The organism is Pseudomonas sp. B10(2017) (genome assembly GCF_002113295.1).
Lineage (GTDB): Bacteria > Pseudomonadota > Gammaproteobacteria > Pseudomonadales > Pseudomonadaceae > Aquipseudomonas > Aquipseudomonas pudica.
The window spans coordinates 86820-101569 of the sequence record NZ_NEJU01000014.1 but is presented as its reverse complement, the minus strand read 5'-3'; the positions used below and the strand labels follow the sequence as shown (position 1 = coordinate 101569).

Sequence of the window (14750 nt, the reverse complement as noted above, 5' to 3'; positions counted from 1 at the left end):
ACACCATGCGCTTCCCACTGTCGATGCTGGCGCTCGCCCTGCTGGCGCCCCTCCCGAGCCTGGCCGCTACGGCGGCAAAGGACGCCACCCCGGCCACCCAGGCCAGCAACCAGCAATGGCTGCAACGCCTGCCCTTCGATGACCACCGGGATTACGAGGCGGCCCGGCGCGGGCTGATCGAACGCTTCGACGGGCCGGTCGCGACCGCCGATGGCAAGACAGTGTGGGACCTGGGCCAGTACCGTTTTCTCGACCCGGCGCAGGCCCCGGCCACGGTAAACCCGAGCCTGTGGCGCATCGCCCAGCTGAACACCATCGCCGGGCTGTTCAAGGTCACCGAAGGCATCTACCAGGTTCGCGGCCTGGACCTGGCCAACATGACCATCATCGAAGGCCAGGACGGGCTGATCGTGCTCGATCCGCTGCTGGCCGTCGAAACCGCCAGGGCTGGCCTTGAGATGTATTTCCGGCACCGCCCGCGCAAGCCGGTGACCACGCTCATCTACACCCACCCACACATCGACCACTTCGGCGGCGCGCGCGGGGTGATCGACGAGGCGGACGTCAAGGCCGGCAAGGTCCAGGTCATTGCACCTGAAGGCTTCTTCGAGCATGCCATCGGCGAGAACGTGCTGGCCGGCCCGGCCATGAAACGCCGCGCCCAGTACATGTACGGCGCCCCACTGCCCCGCGGGCCACGCGGCCAGGTGGATGCCGGCCTGGGCAAAGGGGTGCCGGCCAATGCCACCGTCAGCCTGATAGCGCCGACGCTGGAAATCAGCCAGCCGCTGCAACGCATGACCCTCAGCGGCGTGGAGGTAGAGTTCCAGTTGACCCCGGGCACCGAAGCGCCAGCAGAGATGAACATCTACTTCCCTGGGCTCAAGGCATTGTGCATGGCCGAGAACGCCACCCACGTGCAGCACAATGTGCTGACCCTGCGCGGGGCGCTGGTGCGCGACCCGAAAGTCTGGGCGCACTACCTGGACCAATCGCTGTTGCGTTACGGCGACCAGGCCGAGGTGGTGTTTGCCCAGCATCACTGGCCGACCTGGGGCGGGCCGGCAATCCGCGAATACCTGGCCGACCAGCGTGACATGTATGCCTTCATCGATAGCCAGACCTTGCGCCTGATCAACCAGGGCCAGACACCGATGGAAATCGCCCAGAGCCTGGCCAGCCTTCCGCCGCGCCTGGCCAGCAAATGGTACAGCCGCGACTACTATGGCTCGCTCAGCCATAACGTACGTGCTGTCTACCAACGCTATATGGGCTTTTACGATGGCAACCCGGCCAACCTCGACCCACTGCCGCCGCAAGCTGCCGGCAAGCGTTACGTGGCGGCAATGGGTGGCTCCGATCAGGTGCTGGCCAGGGCACGCCAAGCCTTTGCCGAAGGTGATTACCGCTGGGTGGCGCAACTGGTGAACCACCTGGTATTCGCCGAACCGGGCAATACCGCAGCGCGCGAGCTGCAGGCCGATGCGCTGGAGCAGCTGGGTTACCAGAGCGAGAACGCCACCTGGCGCAATGCCTACCTCAGCGGCGCCCAGGAGCTGCGCGACGGAGTAGCCGCCAGCACCGGCAGTGGCGGCAATGCCGACGACATGGTACGGGCACTGACACCCAGCCTGTTCTTCGATTACCTGGGGGTACGAGTGGATGCCTTCAAGGCGGTGGATAGCGACCTCAGCATCAACTGGCGCTTCACCGACCTGGGCGAAGATTACGCCCTGACCCTGCGCAACGGCGTGCTCACCCATCGCGACCTGACTCGTCACGCCCAGGCCGATGTGCAGGTGAGCATGAGCAAACAGACGTTGGACCGCATTGCTCTGAAGCAGACCGGGTTCCTCAAGGAGGCCACCCTGGGCGAAATCTCCATCGAGGGTGAGCGGGTGAAGTTCCTGCGCTTCATGGGCGGCCTGGAGAACGCCGATTCCCGTTTCAACATCGTGACCCCTTGAGCCCCGGCGTCTTCGCCAGCAAGCCCGCTCCCACCGGTACCGTCTTGGCTTTCAGACTCACATTGTACCTGTGGGAGAGGTTTCAGCCCCCGTTCGCCAAGCGGTACAACCCTGCCAGCGCCATCAGGCACACCCCGCCACCCAGCGCCAATACCGGCAGAATCGCAGGCTGACCGCGCTCGGCGCACAACATCGCCAGGCCCTCGCTGTAGCGCCGCCCCTGGCGGGCCAACAGCATCAGCGTTGCGCAGCCCACCAGTGCGGCCAGCGGCAGGTCGCCCTGTCGCAAAGCCAGCCCCGCGACTGCCACCAGCGCCAGCCAGGTACGCCGCCAGGCCAGTTCGGTGCGTTCGGCCTGCAAACCCGGGTCAAGCATGCCAACGCGGCCACAACACGGCAGCGGCCATCAATGCCGCGACCAGGCAACCCAGTGCCAACATCGGCACCAGCGCTGGCAGCGGCAATGGCCGGCGTTGGCGCAAGGCACGCTCCACCCGCAGCCAGCGCAGGCAGGCGCCGGCGCTCAGCAGCGTGCTCAACAACATCAGGCCGCCGACCAGCCAAAGCCGAAGCGGCGCCTGCAGGGCCTGGCCGGCAAAGGTCTCGATGGCAATAGCACCTCCCAGCAACGCCAGCGCGGTACGGATCCAGGCCAGGAACGTGCGCTCGTTGGCCAGGGTGAAACGAGGGTCGGGCGCCTCGCCTTGCCCCAGCAGGCGCCGAGTCCAGTCCGGCCGTGGTTCGAACACGTCCATCAGCGCACGCCAAAGCTGCGCAAAGCGCCGGGAGAGAAATACGAAAGGCTGGTGCGAACATTGAAGTCAAACGGGCGACGCTGCTCGTTGATCAGCCCTGACGCATGGTAGCGGCCACTCTTGAGGTCATAGGTGACCTCCATTGCGTTGACCGCCACCTCGCCGCCCGGGTGGTAAAAGCTGTGGGCCTGTGATGTACGCCACAGCTGGCCGCCAGCATCGTAGCTGTCGGTTTCGAGAATGGCCCAGGTGTCTTCGTCGACATAGAAGCGTCGCTTGGCGTAGATGTGCTGTGCGCCGGGCTTCAGGGTCGCCTCCACCACCCACACCCGATGCAGCTCGTAGCGGGTGGGCGCCGGATTGACATGGCCAGGTTTGATCAGCTCGGCATAGCTCAGCTCGGGCGATGCCAGGCGGTAGCTGTTGTAGGGCACATGCAGGGCCTGCTTGCCCAGCAACTTCCATTGGTAACGGTCGGGGGCGCCATTGAACATGTCGCGGCTGTCGGCAGTACGCAGGCCGGCAGTGCCTGGCCCGGTGGTGTCGTAGGCGATGCTCGGCGCGCGCCGTACACGCCGCTGACTGGCACTGTAGACCCAGGACAAGCGGGGCTCGGCTACCTGGTCAAGGGTTTCATGGACCACCATGGCATCACCGGCAAGCCGTGATGGTGCCATCATGCGGTAGGTGAAGTAATACAGCACATTGCTTGCACCCAGCCCGCTCAGGCCTTCCGGGCGGGCCAGGTCCTGGCGCGCGCTCATCAGCACGAAGCGGCCGTTCTTGAGCGGTGTGACGCTGTCGGACATCTGAATGTAGCTGGCATTGCGGTGCCGGGTCAGGTGGTTCCAGATCACCTGCAGGCCATTGTCCGGCCGAGGAAACGCAATCACGCCACCGAACCCGCGCAGCCCGTTGCCCTGGTCATCCAGCTGCACCTGCACTGCGTTGCGGGCGGCCGAGGCGGCGACTCCGGCAGGCACCGCCACGCTACGATGGGTAGGGTAGACCGGCAGTTCGAAGGTTTGCGGGAAGCGCTTGAGCAAAGCTACCTGGCCGTCGGAAAGCTGGCTCTGGTAAAGCCGATAGTTGGCCGCCGTGATCCGGTACAGTGGCTGCTCGGCGGCATACGGATCCAGCGGCGTGCCGTTGTCGCCCAAGCGCTGCTGGGCTACTGTCAACCCGCCTTGCCAGGCCGGGATACGGCCGTCCGGGCTGGCCGCACGTTCAGCGCCCACAGGGGTCAGGTTGTCAGGCAGGCCTGCTGCAGCCAACCCGGCGCTGGCCCAGAACAGGCCGATCATCAGCATTCGCATTTTCATCATCATGCCCTCAGAAGGTGACGCCCAGGCTCAGCGAGACAAAGTCCCGATCGCCACGGGTGCCATAATCGCCGTCGATAAAGTCGGTGTACGACAGGCTCAGGCTGTAGGTGCTGGCAAGCGTCGCATCCAGCCCGACGCTAATGGCCTTGGAGCCTTCGCTGAAAGCCGAGCCCTCCACCGGGCCTGTACCGTGCACATCGTGCGACCAGGACAGGTTTGGCCGCAGGTCGAAGCCGGCGATCACGTTGGGGTAGGTCAAGGTGGCGCGTAGCCGGTAGCCCCAGGAGAACGGGGTCATGAAGCCTTGGTCGTTGCAGTGCTCTGGCGTCTTGGAAATCGCCCGGCATACGCTGTTGTCCGCCAGTTCGCCACTGTTGAAGGTACCCGAGCGGCCGTAACGCGGGCCTGTGCCGCCCTCCAGCCCGCCGACGTAGGTGGCCCCGGCCTCGCCCACCAGCAGCATCTGGTTGGCCCCCAGTACCTGGCTGAATGCATGCACGGCGGTGACCTGAAGCTGGGTCACCTCCTTGCGCCGGTAGCCATCGAACAAGGTGCTGGCGCTGTCTGGCCGCAGCCCGTCGCCCAGCAAAGGCGAACGCCCCTCGACATTGAGCAGTGACTGGATGATGTCGGTACCGTTGAGCTGCATGGGCATATTCGGCCGGTAACTCAGCTCACCCTGCAGAGCCGTACCGCTGCGCAGAGTGGTGGCGAACGACAAACCGTACATGCGGATGTCCTCGGGGTACTGCACGCGGTACTGGGAGGTACCCAGGCGCAATGCGCCGACCAGCGACTGACCGGCAGCGGAACCGAGAAACCCGGCACAGCCGGCCGGGCCAATGCCCAGGTTGGCGCACAACTGTGGGGCGAAGCGGCTGTTGTCGAAATATGGGCTGCTGACCGTCCCCAGATAAGGCGTGCGGCTGTGATAGTTGGCAGCGTAGGCACCGAACTCGGTGTCCAGCGCCGCCACGTACCAGCGCAGCGAAACGCCCCACTGCCCGCCGTCGCGGGCATCCTGGTCACTGCCCCGGGGTATGCGCACGCCTTCGCTGGTCAGGTTCACGCCAAACGGTGCAAGGCCGGCCACGGCAGCCGGGTTGCCAAGCAACCTGGCCCCCACATCCAGGCCATCGCAACCATCGGGCAGGAAGTCGTTGTTGGAGAAGAACGTGCCGCAGTTGTCGAGCTGGGTCTGGTCCCAGTCCAGCTGGTAGAAGCCATCGACCGACAACGCCTCGGTCAGGTTTTGAGTGAAATAGAACAGGTTCACCGGTACCAGCGCGTCCTTCACCTCCGAACCTGGGCGGCGCAACGCCGCCAGGTTGAAGGGATTGATGACGTTCAGCCCGCCCTGGATGAAGGTGCTCTCGCCCCAGTTCACCACCTGCTTGCCCAGCCTTACCGAGCCTGGCTGGCCATCGATGTCGTAGAGGTAGTAGCCGAAGGCGTCGAGCAACTGTGTACCTGCGGTCTTGGCCGAGCGCTTGCGGTTGTTGTCCTCGACCGCCTTGAAGCGCTGGTCATGGTCACGCAGCGCCGTGTCGTACCAGTAGGTGCCACGCAGGAACACACCCAGGTTGGCATGTTTGAGCTCCAGATCATGGGTACCTTTGAACACTGCCGAAAACACATCACCCGAGGCAAAGTTCAGGCGGCCGTCATCACTGTTTGCACTATTGTGCAAAGCCGGGTCCGGGTTGGCAGTGGAAATGCTGGTGCCAAACGAAAGCGCTGAATCAAACTGTCCTTCAAACGCTCCAAGATTAAATTGCACGGCCAGGGCAGGCATAGAAAAAAGTGCAGATGCAAGCAACGACAACGGCCCCGAAAGACCAGAAGTACGGAATGCCATCACTCTTAACCTCTTATTGTGTTTATTCGAGAGTGAGTTGCGAGTTAGCGCCGAAACACGGCGCAAAGGCTTGTATGAAAGGGCTTGGGTAAATAAGCGAACGTTTCTGTTATCCTCGATTCGGTGTTCCCTGATACTAAGTAGGCCACCAGACCGGAACAAATAACGTCTCCCGATAGTTGCCATACCACTTCGGCATAGCCTGAGAATTGCCATGACTTTGAAACAGCTGCGTTACCTGATTGCCATTGTCGAAGCCGGCAGTTTCTCCAACGCCGCGCGGCACGCGTTCATTGCCCAGCCGGCATTGAGCCGTCAGATAGGCCTGCTGGAAAGCGAACTGGAAATGCAATTGCTGGCGCGCCAGCATGACGGCATCGAGCTGACCGATGCAGGGCGCCAGCTGTACGAGGTGGCACGCTCGGTGATACAGAAGCTCGACTCGGTCAAGGACGAACTCAAATCCAGCCGGGGCAACCCCAAGGGCCACGTGGCCATCTCGATTCCGGCCACGGCTTCGGCGTTGCTGTTGCCAGCCATCATCACCCAGGCGCAGGCACGCTTTCCCGGCATCAAGCTCACCGTATGGGACGGCTTGAGCCGCGAAGGCGGCCAGGCGATCGAGCTGGGCAAGGTGGATTTCGGTGTGGTGCCCAACGCCGAAGAGCTGGCGCACGTGGTTGCCGAACCCGTGTTCTCCGAAGACCTGTACTGGGTAGGCCTGCCTGCGCATGGTCCGGACGACTCACCAATCACTCTGGCCGAGGCAGCGTCGAGCCGGCTGGTGATGCCGCCGCGCAGCCTGCACCTGCGCAGGCGCATCGAGCAGGCGGCCATGGAAACCGGCGTGACGCTGGATTCAAGCTATGAACAGCAGTCGGCACCCGGCATAACCAGCCTGGTACGTGCCGGCCTGGCGGCGACCATCAGCAACTGGCCGCCCTTGCTGGACCTGGCAGCCCCGGCCAGTGCGCGGCTGATCGTGGAACCGCGCATCACCCGAACCATTGCCCTGGCCCATTCGCAACACAAGCCACTGTCATTCGCCGCCGCCTGCATGCGCGACCTGGTGCGCGGGCTGCTGGTGGATGCGGTGCGCAGCGAGCGCTGGAGAGGCACCCTGATCGAGCGTGCTCCACTGCCGCAGCAGAGCCTCTGAACGCAGCGCAGCTCAGGCCCGGGCCAGCGCAGCCGTGTCCACCTGCAGCAGCCGTTGGCGGGTTTTCTGCGGGTCCATCCACACCAGCCCGGTCAACCCGGCGATCACCAGCACCGCCCCGCACACCAGGAAGCCCTGGCCATACCCTGCCGGGTGGTCGGCTCCGGCGCCCTGCACCAGCAAACCCGTGACTACGGGTGCCGCCAGCCCTGCCAGCGAAGCGATACCATTGCCGATAGCCAGAATGCCGCCACGCTGCCCGCTAGGCGTGAACTCCGCCAGCATGGCTGGCCCCACCGAGTACATGACCAGCGCCAGCCCGCCGCTGAAGGTCAGGCTCATGATTCGCTCGACATTGCCCAGACCCGGCAGGAACAACGCCGCCGACAGCAACCCGCTGGCAATCAGGCACAGAGAGACGAAGGCTCCGCGCGACCAGCGCGTCGCCACCCCGGCGCGCATCATGCGCTGCGACAGCCACGCCATGAACAGGCTCAGCGGCGTGGTCACCACGACGAACAGCACGAACACCCGGCCGGTCATGATCGGGTCGATGCCCAGCCCGGTTTCCAGGTAGCTCGGCACCCAGGTCAAGGTCAGGGCCAGCGACCAATTGGCGGCGAAGTGGCACAGGTAATTGCCCAGCACCGTGCGGTCGCCGAGCAGACGACGGTAGGCGATGTGCGCCTGCTCTTCCTTGAGCTGGCCAGGGCGGATGCGGTCAAGCGTACCCTCGCGCCCCAATGCCCACCACAGCGCGCACCACGCCGCGCCGATCAGAGCCAGCACGATGAAGTTCATGCGCCAGCCATAGTGCACGCTGATCCATGGAATCATTGCGCCTGCCACCAGCAGCCCCAGTGCACTACCGGTATGCAACAGCGCCACCGGCAGGTTGCGCCGGTCGTTGGGGAACCACTTGTACAAGGCATGGGTAGCCACCGGTGACGCCGGCCCTTCGCCGATGCCCAGCAACACCCGGCAAGCGACAATCGCCCACAGGGAGGTGACGAACAGCATGGGCAACTGGATCAGTGCCCAGAACGCGCCCATGCCCAACAGCAGCGTGCGGGTCGGCCGGCGGTTGGCCATGAAGCCGCCGACCACCGCAGAGATGGCGAAGAACCAGTGCAACGCGCCGCCTACCAGGCCGAACTCGGCCGGGGACAAACCCAGTTCCCTGGACATGGGTACCGCTACAAGGCCGATGACCACCTTGTCCAGGAAGTTCACCAACATAAGCATCGCCAGCAGTACCGCAATCATCCAGGCCGTGCCTGCACGCGCGGGGGAGTCAGTATGAGTCATGTCGATCTCTCTTATTGTTCTTGTGGGAGAGCCCGGCCAATCGAGGCCGGGTGTGCAGTTTCACTGCTCGGGCATGAGCACGCCCTTGGCAATGGTGTTGCGCTGGATTTCGCTGGTTCCGGTAAGAATGCGCATCATACGGGTCGCACGGAAAATCCACTCCACCGGGTTGCCCCGCAACAGCCCGGCCCCCCCATGAATCTGCACGGCACGGTCGGCGATACGGAAGGCCGTTTCCGATACGAACAGCTTGCACATCGGCGCCTGGGTACGGATATCGCCACCGGCGTCATTCAGCGCGGCAGTGGCATAGACCATGCTGCGTGCCGCATGCAGCTCGGTGGCCATGTCGGCGATCATGTGATTGATCGACTGGAACATCGCGATCGGCTGGCCAAACTGCTTGCGCGTGCGGGCGTAGTCGATCGACAGGTTCAGCGCCAGCCCCGCCAGGCCCAGCATGGTTGGACAATGCAGCAGACGATTGAGGGTGATGCGGCCCATTGCCAGCTTGAAGCCCTGCCCTTCCTCGCCAATGCGGTTGGCCACCGGCACCCGTACCTCATCGAGAAGGATGTCGCCATGGGCGCCGCCGCCGGACATGACCGAGTAATCGCTTTCTACCCGCACTCCCGGCGCATCCAGCTCGACAAAGAATGCCGAGATGCCTTGGGCGCCGCGCCCGGGGCCGGTGACCGCGAGCAGTACCGCGATGTCGGCATAAGGTGCACCGGAAATGTAGCGCTTGGCCCCGCTCAGCACGTAGTACTCGCCTTCACGCCGGGCGGTAGTCCTGATCGCCGTGGCATCGGACCCGGCTTCACTTTCGGTCAGCGCGAAGCACACGGCCTTTTCGGCCCGGCACACCGGCTGCAGGAATGCCTCGACCTGGGTTGGGCTGGCCACCTTGAACAGGTGGCCAACACGCGGCGGCCCGGAAAGCTCGCCGAGAATATGCGGCGCCAGCATGGAGCCAGTCAGCACCGTGGCCTCTTTCACCGCACATAAATCGGACACGCTCAATCCTGCACCACCGATCGTTTCAGGCAGCATGATGTTGTAGAAGCCCTGCTCGCACGAGCGCTGCCACACCTGCTGCAGCACTTCACGCGGGTGGGGCTCGGCCCAGCTGAGGCCGGCGCTTTGTTCCAGGGGCAGGATCTCGTTGCGAACGAAGCCGCCGATGGCCTCGATGATCTGTCTGGCCTTTTCACTTGGCTGGTACATGGCAATTCCTCAGGTCAAATGCGGCGTTCGCTGTTTTGCCAGTAGGCGTCTCGAATCAGGCGGCGCACCACCTTGCCGTTGGGGTTCTTCGGCAGCTCGCTGACGAAGTCCACCCCGCGCGGTTTCTTGAACCCGGCAAGGGCCTGGGCACAATGTTCGATGACCTCGTGTTCCTGCAGCTGCATGCCAGGCTTGAGCACGATCACTGCACGCACCGCTTCGCCCCACTGCTCGTCGGGCACGCCCACCACGGCGGCCTCGAACACTTGCGGCAGGCTGTAGAGCACCTGCTCGACTTCGCTGGGGTAGATGTTGAAGCCGCCGGAAATGATCATTTCCTTCTTGCGGTCGACGATGAACACGTAGCCCTGCTGGTCAACTGTGGCCAGGTCGCCGGTGAGGTAGTAGCCGTCACGCATCACCTCGGCGGTAAGGTGCGGTGCGCGCCAGTAGCCCTGCATGATGTCCGGGCCCTTGACCACGATCTCGCCCACCTCGCCTGGCTGGACGTCGCTAAAATCGTCGTTCACTACACGCAGGTCGGTCTCGAAGTAGCATCGTCCGCACGAGGCCAGCCGGCGGTAGTCGCCGTCTTCGCACAGGTGGTCCTGCTCGGTCAGCACCGTCACCAGCGAGCAGGTTTCGCCAGCACCGTAGCCCTGGGCCAATATCGGCCCGAACACTTCGATGGCCCGCTTGACGAGCGCTGGCGCCATTGGCGCTGCGCCATACATCACCAGGCGCAGGCTGCTCAGGTCATAGCGCTCGACCCCGGGGAAATTGACCAGACGGTTGATCATGGCCGGTACCAGGAACAACCGGGTCACGCCCTCGCGCTGGATGGTCTCGAGCAGCAACTGGTCGTCGTAGCGATCCAGCAACAGGTTGCAGGCGCCCACCGCCAGCAGCGGCATCAGCTGCATGCCGCTGGCATGGGTGATGGGGCCGACATGGGCCATGATGTCGCCTGGGCCGGCACGCCGCGTGGGGCTGGCGATGCTCTTGCGGATCAGCGCCTTGCGGTTGCCCACACTGAGCATTGCTGCCTTGAGCACACCGGAACTGCCCGAGGTGTAGTGCAACACGGCCAGTGCTTCGTCAGGCAGGTCGCAACTGACTGGCTGGCTGCTGCCCTGGGCCAGCAGTGCGGCGTAGCCGATGTCACCGCCCTGCTCGCCGAGGGTAACGATCAGGCGCAGCGCAGGCACCTCCTGCCTGCGCGCCAGCAAGGCCTCGGCAGCTTGTGGGTCGGCGATCAGCGCGACGCTGCAGGCGTCGTTCAGTACCTGGATCACTTCATCCAGCGCCAGGCGTGCATTGACCGGGACCTTGACCAGGCCGGCCTTGTAGAAAGCCACCTCCGCCTCCACCAGTTCGACCCGGTTGGGAGCCAGGATCGCGACATGTTCGCCGGTGGCGATGCCATGGGCCAACAAGGCCGAGGCCAACTGATTGGTACGCTGTTCAAGCTGGGCAAAGGTAAGCCGGGTATGGCGGTCGATCACCGCCAAACGTTCCGGCCAGTATCTGGCACTTCGACTGGTTAGGGTTGCGAGGTTCACGTTGTTGTTCTCGTCGCGGTTAAGACCCGGTCGATGCTAAACAGCGTGCAGCCGGAGCAAGTAATACCAGTTACGTATGCGGGCCATAACGGTTTGCACTGGGCCACATTGCCTGAACTGATATTGGAGATGACACATCGCTTGCATATGACACTTTGTGTCATTAATATCGCAATTGTGTCCTGACGGCGCCCTCGCCGATCAGCAATCCATCGCCCCTCCCCATGCAGATACCGCCCATGACGACCACCATGCAGACACCCAAGGACCAGCTGGTCAAGCTCGCCCAGCAGCAGATGCTGACGGCGCTGACCGACAACACCTACACCCCTCGACAAAAGCTCGCCCTCACCTGCCGCATCCTGTTCGATGGCGGCCACGACTCCGGCCTGGCCGGGCAGATCACCGCCCGCGCCGAGCAGCCTGGCACCTACTACACGCAACAACTCGGCCTGGGTTTCGACGAGATCGCCGCTTCCAACCTGCTGGTGGTCGACGAAGACCTCACCGTGCTGCAAGGCAGCGGCATGGCCAACCCGGCCAACCGCTTCCACAGCTGGCTGTACCGCGCACGCCCCGACGTCAACTGCATCATCCACACCCACCCGCTGCACAGCGCCGCCCTGTCGATGCTGGAAGTGCCGCTGGCCATCTCGCACATGGACCTGTGCCCACTGTTCGACGACTGCGCGTTCCTCAAGGAATGGCCCGGCGTACCGGTGGGCAACGAAGAAGGTGAAATCATTTCCAGGGCGATCGGCGACAAGCGCGCGATCCTGCTTTCCCACCATGGCCTGCTGATCGCCGGCCGCTCGATCGAGGAAGCCTGCGTGCTCGCCCTGCTGTTCGAGCGCGCGGCCAAGATGCAGCTGCTGGCCATGGGTGCCGGTGACATCCGCCCCATTCCGGATGCCCTGGGCAAGGAGGCTCACGACTGGATCTCCACCCCCAAACGTCATGGCGCCGCCTTCAGCTATTACGCGCGCCGTGCCTTGCGTGCCCATGGCGACTGCCTGGGCTGACTGAAGTTGTACTCTTTCCCCAACAACGGCAGAGGTGCCTGGTTATGTCTACACCTGTAATTCGCGGCGTTATCGGCTACACCATCACTCCCTTCACGGCAGACGGCACACTCGACCTGGATGCCCTGGGCCTGTCCATCGACCGGCTGATCGCCGACGGCGTGCATGCCATTGCCCCGCTGGGCAGCACCGGCGAAGGCGCCTACCTGTCCGACAGCGAATGGGAAACGGTGGTGCGCTTCAGCCTGGCACGCATTGCCGGTCGCGTGCCCAGCGTGGTCAGCGTCTCCGACCTGACCACCGCACGCACCGTGCAGCGCGCTCGCCTGGCACAGGCCTGCGGCGCCACGGCGGTGATGGTGCTGCCCGTCTCCTACTGGAAGCTCACCGAAGCCGAAGTGGTCGCCCACTACAAGGCCGTGGGCGCGGCCATCGACATTCCGATCATGCTCTACAACAACCCGGGCACCAGCGGCACCGACCTGTCTGTGGAGCTGATCCTGCGCATTCTCGGCGAAGTGCCCAATGTGACCATGGTCAAGGAAAGCACCGGCGACATACAGCGCATGCACCGCCTGTTCAAGGCCACCGATGGCCAGGTGGCCTTCTACAACGGTTGCAACCCGCTCACCCTGGAAGCCCTGGTGGCCGGCGCCACCGGCTGGTGCACTGCCGCGCCCAACCTGATCCCGGCGCTGAACCTGGCACTGTGGGACGCGGTGCAGCAAGGCGACCTGGCTGAAGCTCGCGCGCTGTTCTACCGCCAGTACGAACTGTTGGAGTACATCACCCGCCGCGGCCTGCCCACCACCATCAAGGCCGGTTTGAAGCTGCTCGGCCAGGATGTCGGCCCTCCACGCCTGCCCCTGCAGCCGCTGGACGGGCACGGTAGCGCCTACCTGAAGGGCCTGCTGGAGGAGCTGGCATGATGGCTGGCGGGTGTTTGCCACAATATTTGTAGCGCCTGTCAGATCGAGCGCCGCCCGCGCGGCGCTGATTCGGACAGGCCCTGAAAACGCAACGGCGAAGACCCGCCAGCCATCACGCCCTTCTATCCATCCAGACCAATCACCCAACCGGGTTGGCGTGTATCACCCGCCCTCCCGCCGCCGGCCGATCGACGAACAGCACATCCAACACACTGTTACGCAACCCCTTCAACGCATTCCAGTTCGCCGATGTATGCACATACCTGTCACGCAACAAACGCAGTTCATCCTCGGTCAACCCATGCTGTTCACACTCACCCAAGGCAAACCCGTGCAACTTGCGGCTGATGCCCAGCAACTCCTCCGGCAACCGATGCTCAGCCTGCCCGCCCAACGGCGCAAACGGCACACCCGCCCGCACTGCCAGCTCCCGCATGATGCTCAGGTATACCCGGGAGAGCTGTCCCGCCACTTCCCGCTCGCGGTACACCGCCGCATATACCTGCTTTTGCGCCTCGCTCGGCCGGCCACCGGCGATCGGTTCCTCCCAGGCGAGCACCTGCGGCCTGGGCGCCCCCAGTTCGCCGAACGCCGACGCCAGCAAGGCACTGACGGTGGCATGCACGCGAGTCTGCTCGGCGCGCATGCCCACTGGCACCCGCTGTGACTGCGGTTTGCACAGCAGCACCTGCTCTTGTGTGGTATCCGGGTAACCACCGCCAATGTTCGAGTGCACGCCCGGAAGCACGATGTCATGGTCGCTGCGCACCAGCGGGAAGTTGTGTCGCTGCTCGTCCTCCGCCACCAGCTGCACCATTTGCCGAGCAATGCCCGCGCCCAGGCCCAGGCGCAAGTCACCATGGCGGTCGTCGGCGGGGTCGAAGTCGCCCTGCAGCGGCGCGATGATCGCCGCCACCGTGTCGAACAGGCCGATGAAGTTGATCACGATGCCACAGGGCACAGCCAACAGGCTGCCGCCGCCATCATGCAGCAGGTTGGCCAGATGCCGCACAGCAGCTGCCCCTCGGCTGAAACCGAACAAGTCGAACTCGACCCGCTCGAGTCTTGCCTGCGGATTCGCCTGGCCCCACTCCCGCAGTTGCCCGGCAATTCCCTCCAGGGCCTCGTTGACCCGGGTCTCGGCCCCCCTGCACCCACGCCCGGTGAAGAAGGCATAGACATGATCCTCCTCGCCCGCCAGGGTGCCCACGCCTTCGACATAGCGCTTGAGGAACGCCGTGGCCCCGTCAGCGCCGGCCCCCTGCGCCGGGTACAGCGCATACAACAGGGCCACGTTGCTCAAGGCATTGGCATAACTGCCTCCTTTACCCCCCGGTGCATCCACCGGCATCACATTGTTCAGGTTGTTACCGGTGCCATCGAAGAACACACCAAAACGCAGAGTGACTGGCGTGATGTGTGCGGTGCTACAGCTGTTCAGGTCCATCGTGGTGCCTCCTGCTTGTACAAAAAGCACAAGCAAGCGCCAACACGCCGCTGCGGAACATCAGCCAATGGCCAGCCATATGCAGGACATTTCCGCACCTGCATGGCCCCGGCAAGGATAAATTTCCCTACCGCCATTGGTCGCCACCCCCCCGGATGGATTAAAGTATCACCCCTTGCCAGGGCAGCTGC

12 protein-coding genes are annotated in these 14750 nt (G+C 64.0%); 4 read left to right on the top strand and 8 right to left on the bottom strand.

Annotated features, from left to right (window positions below):
* Positions 1-5: 5 nt before the first annotated feature.
* Positions 6-1967 carry an alkyl/aryl-sulfatase gene (locus CAF92_RS17680; RefSeq protein WP_085601499.1) on the top strand — a complete coding sequence of 654 codons (1962 nt, stop codon included), beginning with the start codon at positions 6-8 and terminating at the stop codon, positions 1965-1967.
* Positions 1968-2049: 82 nt separating this feature from the next.
* On the opposite strand, the gene CAF92_RS17675 is transcribed toward CAF92_RS17680, so the two are convergent.
* Genes CAF92_RS17675 through CAF92_RS17660 form a run of 4 tightly spaced genes read right to left on the bottom strand, consistent with a single transcriptional unit; the run spans position 2050 to position 5905 of the window.
* Positions 2050-2343: a DUF202 domain-containing protein gene (locus CAF92_RS17675; protein ID WP_046616305.1), complete on the bottom strand. Its 294-nt coding sequence runs from the start codon at positions 2341-2343 to the stop codon at positions 2050-2052.
* Positions 2336-2722 carry a YidH family protein gene (locus CAF92_RS17670; RefSeq protein ID WP_046616306.1) on the bottom strand — a complete coding sequence of 129 codons (387 nt, stop codon included), beginning with the start codon at positions 2720-2722 and terminating at the stop codon, positions 2336-2338. The genes CAF92_RS17675 and CAF92_RS17670 overlap by 8 nt, the downstream gene beginning before the upstream one ends.
* Positions 2722-4032, bottom strand: coding sequence for a DUF1329 domain-containing protein (locus CAF92_RS17665; RefSeq protein WP_085601498.1), 1311 nt, complete (start codon positions 4030-4032; stop codon positions 2722-2724). Before CAF92_RS17665 ends, CAF92_RS17670 begins: the two co-directional genes overlap by 1 nt.
* 22 nt (positions 4033-4054) lie before the next feature.
* Entirely contained in the window at positions 4055-5905 is a 1851-nt protein-coding gene (locus tag CAF92_RS17660; protein WP_085601497.1) for a DUF1302 domain-containing protein, read from the bottom strand.
* Between the two features lie 214 nt (positions 5906-6119).
* Between CAF92_RS17660 and CAF92_RS17655 the strand changes: the two genes are divergently transcribed.
* Complete coding sequence (locus CAF92_RS17655; RefSeq protein ID WP_046616309.1) at positions 6120-7064, top strand: LysR family transcriptional regulator; 945 nt, start codon at positions 6120-6122, stop codon at positions 7062-7064.
* 12 nt (positions 7065-7076) lie between these two features.
* On the opposite strand, the gene CAF92_RS17650 is transcribed toward CAF92_RS17655, so the two are convergent.
* From CAF92_RS17650 to CAF92_RS17640, 3 genes are all read right to left on the bottom strand, one after another.
* Complete coding sequence (locus CAF92_RS17650) at positions 7077-8330, bottom strand: MFS transporter (protein WP_046616310.1); 1254 nt, start codon at positions 8328-8330, stop codon at positions 7077-7079.
* Between the two features lie 102 nt (positions 8331-8432).
* On the bottom strand, positions 8433-9599 hold the full coding sequence (locus tag CAF92_RS17645; protein WP_046616311.1) for an acyl-CoA dehydrogenase family protein: 1167 nt from the start codon (positions 9597-9599) through the stop codon (positions 8433-8435).
* Positions 9600-9613: 14 nt separating this feature from the next.
* Entirely contained in the window at positions 9614-11161 is a 1548-nt protein-coding gene (locus CAF92_RS17640; protein ID WP_085601496.1) for an AMP-binding protein, read from the bottom strand.
* Between the two features lie 239 nt (positions 11162-11400).
* Between CAF92_RS17640 and CAF92_RS17635 the strand changes: the two genes are divergently transcribed.
* Together CAF92_RS17635 and CAF92_RS17630 are read left to right on the top strand one after the other, a co-directional pair.
* Positions 11401-12183: an aldolase gene (locus CAF92_RS17635; protein WP_085601495.1), complete on the top strand. Its 783-nt coding sequence runs from the start codon at positions 11401-11403 to the stop codon at positions 12181-12183.
* A gap of 44 nt (positions 12184-12227) precedes the next feature.
* Positions 12228-13112 (top strand): dihydrodipicolinate synthase family protein, encoded by an 885-nt coding sequence (locus CAF92_RS17630; RefSeq protein ID WP_046616314.1) that lies wholly within the window; start codon positions 12228-12230, stop codon positions 13110-13112.
* Positions 13113-13251: 139 nt separating this feature from the next.
* On the opposite strand, the gene CAF92_RS17625 is transcribed toward CAF92_RS17630, so the two are convergent.
* On the bottom strand, positions 13252-14559 hold the full coding sequence (locus CAF92_RS17625) for a DUF2235 domain-containing protein (RefSeq protein WP_085601494.1): 1308 nt from the start codon (positions 14557-14559) through the stop codon (positions 13252-13254).
* Positions 14560-14750 lie beyond the last annotated feature (191 nt).

Bases quoted from the DNA above. Each gene is read 5' to 3' on its own strand.
- CAF92_RS17680 (WP_085601499.1), top strand. From the start codon at position 6: ATGCGCTTCCCACTGTCGATGCTGGCGCTCGCCCTGCTGGCGCCCCTC.
- CAF92_RS17675 (WP_046616305.1), bottom strand. From the start codon at position 2,343: ATGCTTGACCCGGGTTTGCAGGCCGAACGCACCGAACTGGCCTGGCGG.
- CAF92_RS17670 (WP_046616306.1), bottom strand. From the start codon at position 2,722: ATGGACGTGTTCGAACCACGGCCGGACTGGACTCGGCGCCTGCTGGGG.
- CAF92_RS17665 (WP_085601498.1), bottom strand. From the start codon at position 4,032: ATGCTGATGATCGGCCTGTTCTGGGCCAGCGCCGGGTTGGCTGCAGCA.
- CAF92_RS17660 (WP_085601497.1), bottom strand. From the start codon at position 5,905: ATGGCATTCCGTACTTCTGGTCTTTCGGGGCCGTTGTCGTTGCTTGCA.
- CAF92_RS17655 (WP_046616309.1), top strand. From the start codon at position 6,120: ATGACTTTGAAACAGCTGCGTTACCTGATTGCCATTGTCGAAGCCGGC.
- CAF92_RS17650 (WP_046616310.1), bottom strand. From the start codon at position 8,330: ATGATTGCGGTACTGCTGGCGATGCTTATGTTGGTGAACTTCCTGGAC.
- CAF92_RS17645 (WP_046616311.1), bottom strand. From the start codon at position 9,599: ATGTACCAGCCAAGTGAAAAGGCCAGACAGATCATCGAGGCCATCGGC.
- CAF92_RS17635 (WP_085601495.1), top strand. From the start codon at position 11,401: ATGACGACCACCATGCAGACACCCAAGGACCAGCTGGTCAAGCTCGCC.
- CAF92_RS17630 (WP_046616314.1), top strand. From the start codon at position 12,228: ATGTCTACACCTGTAATTCGCGGCGTTATCGGCTACACCATCACTCCC.
- CAF92_RS17625 (WP_085601494.1), bottom strand. From the start codon at position 14,559: ATGGACCTGAACAGCTGTAGCACCGCACACATCACGCCAGTCACTCTG.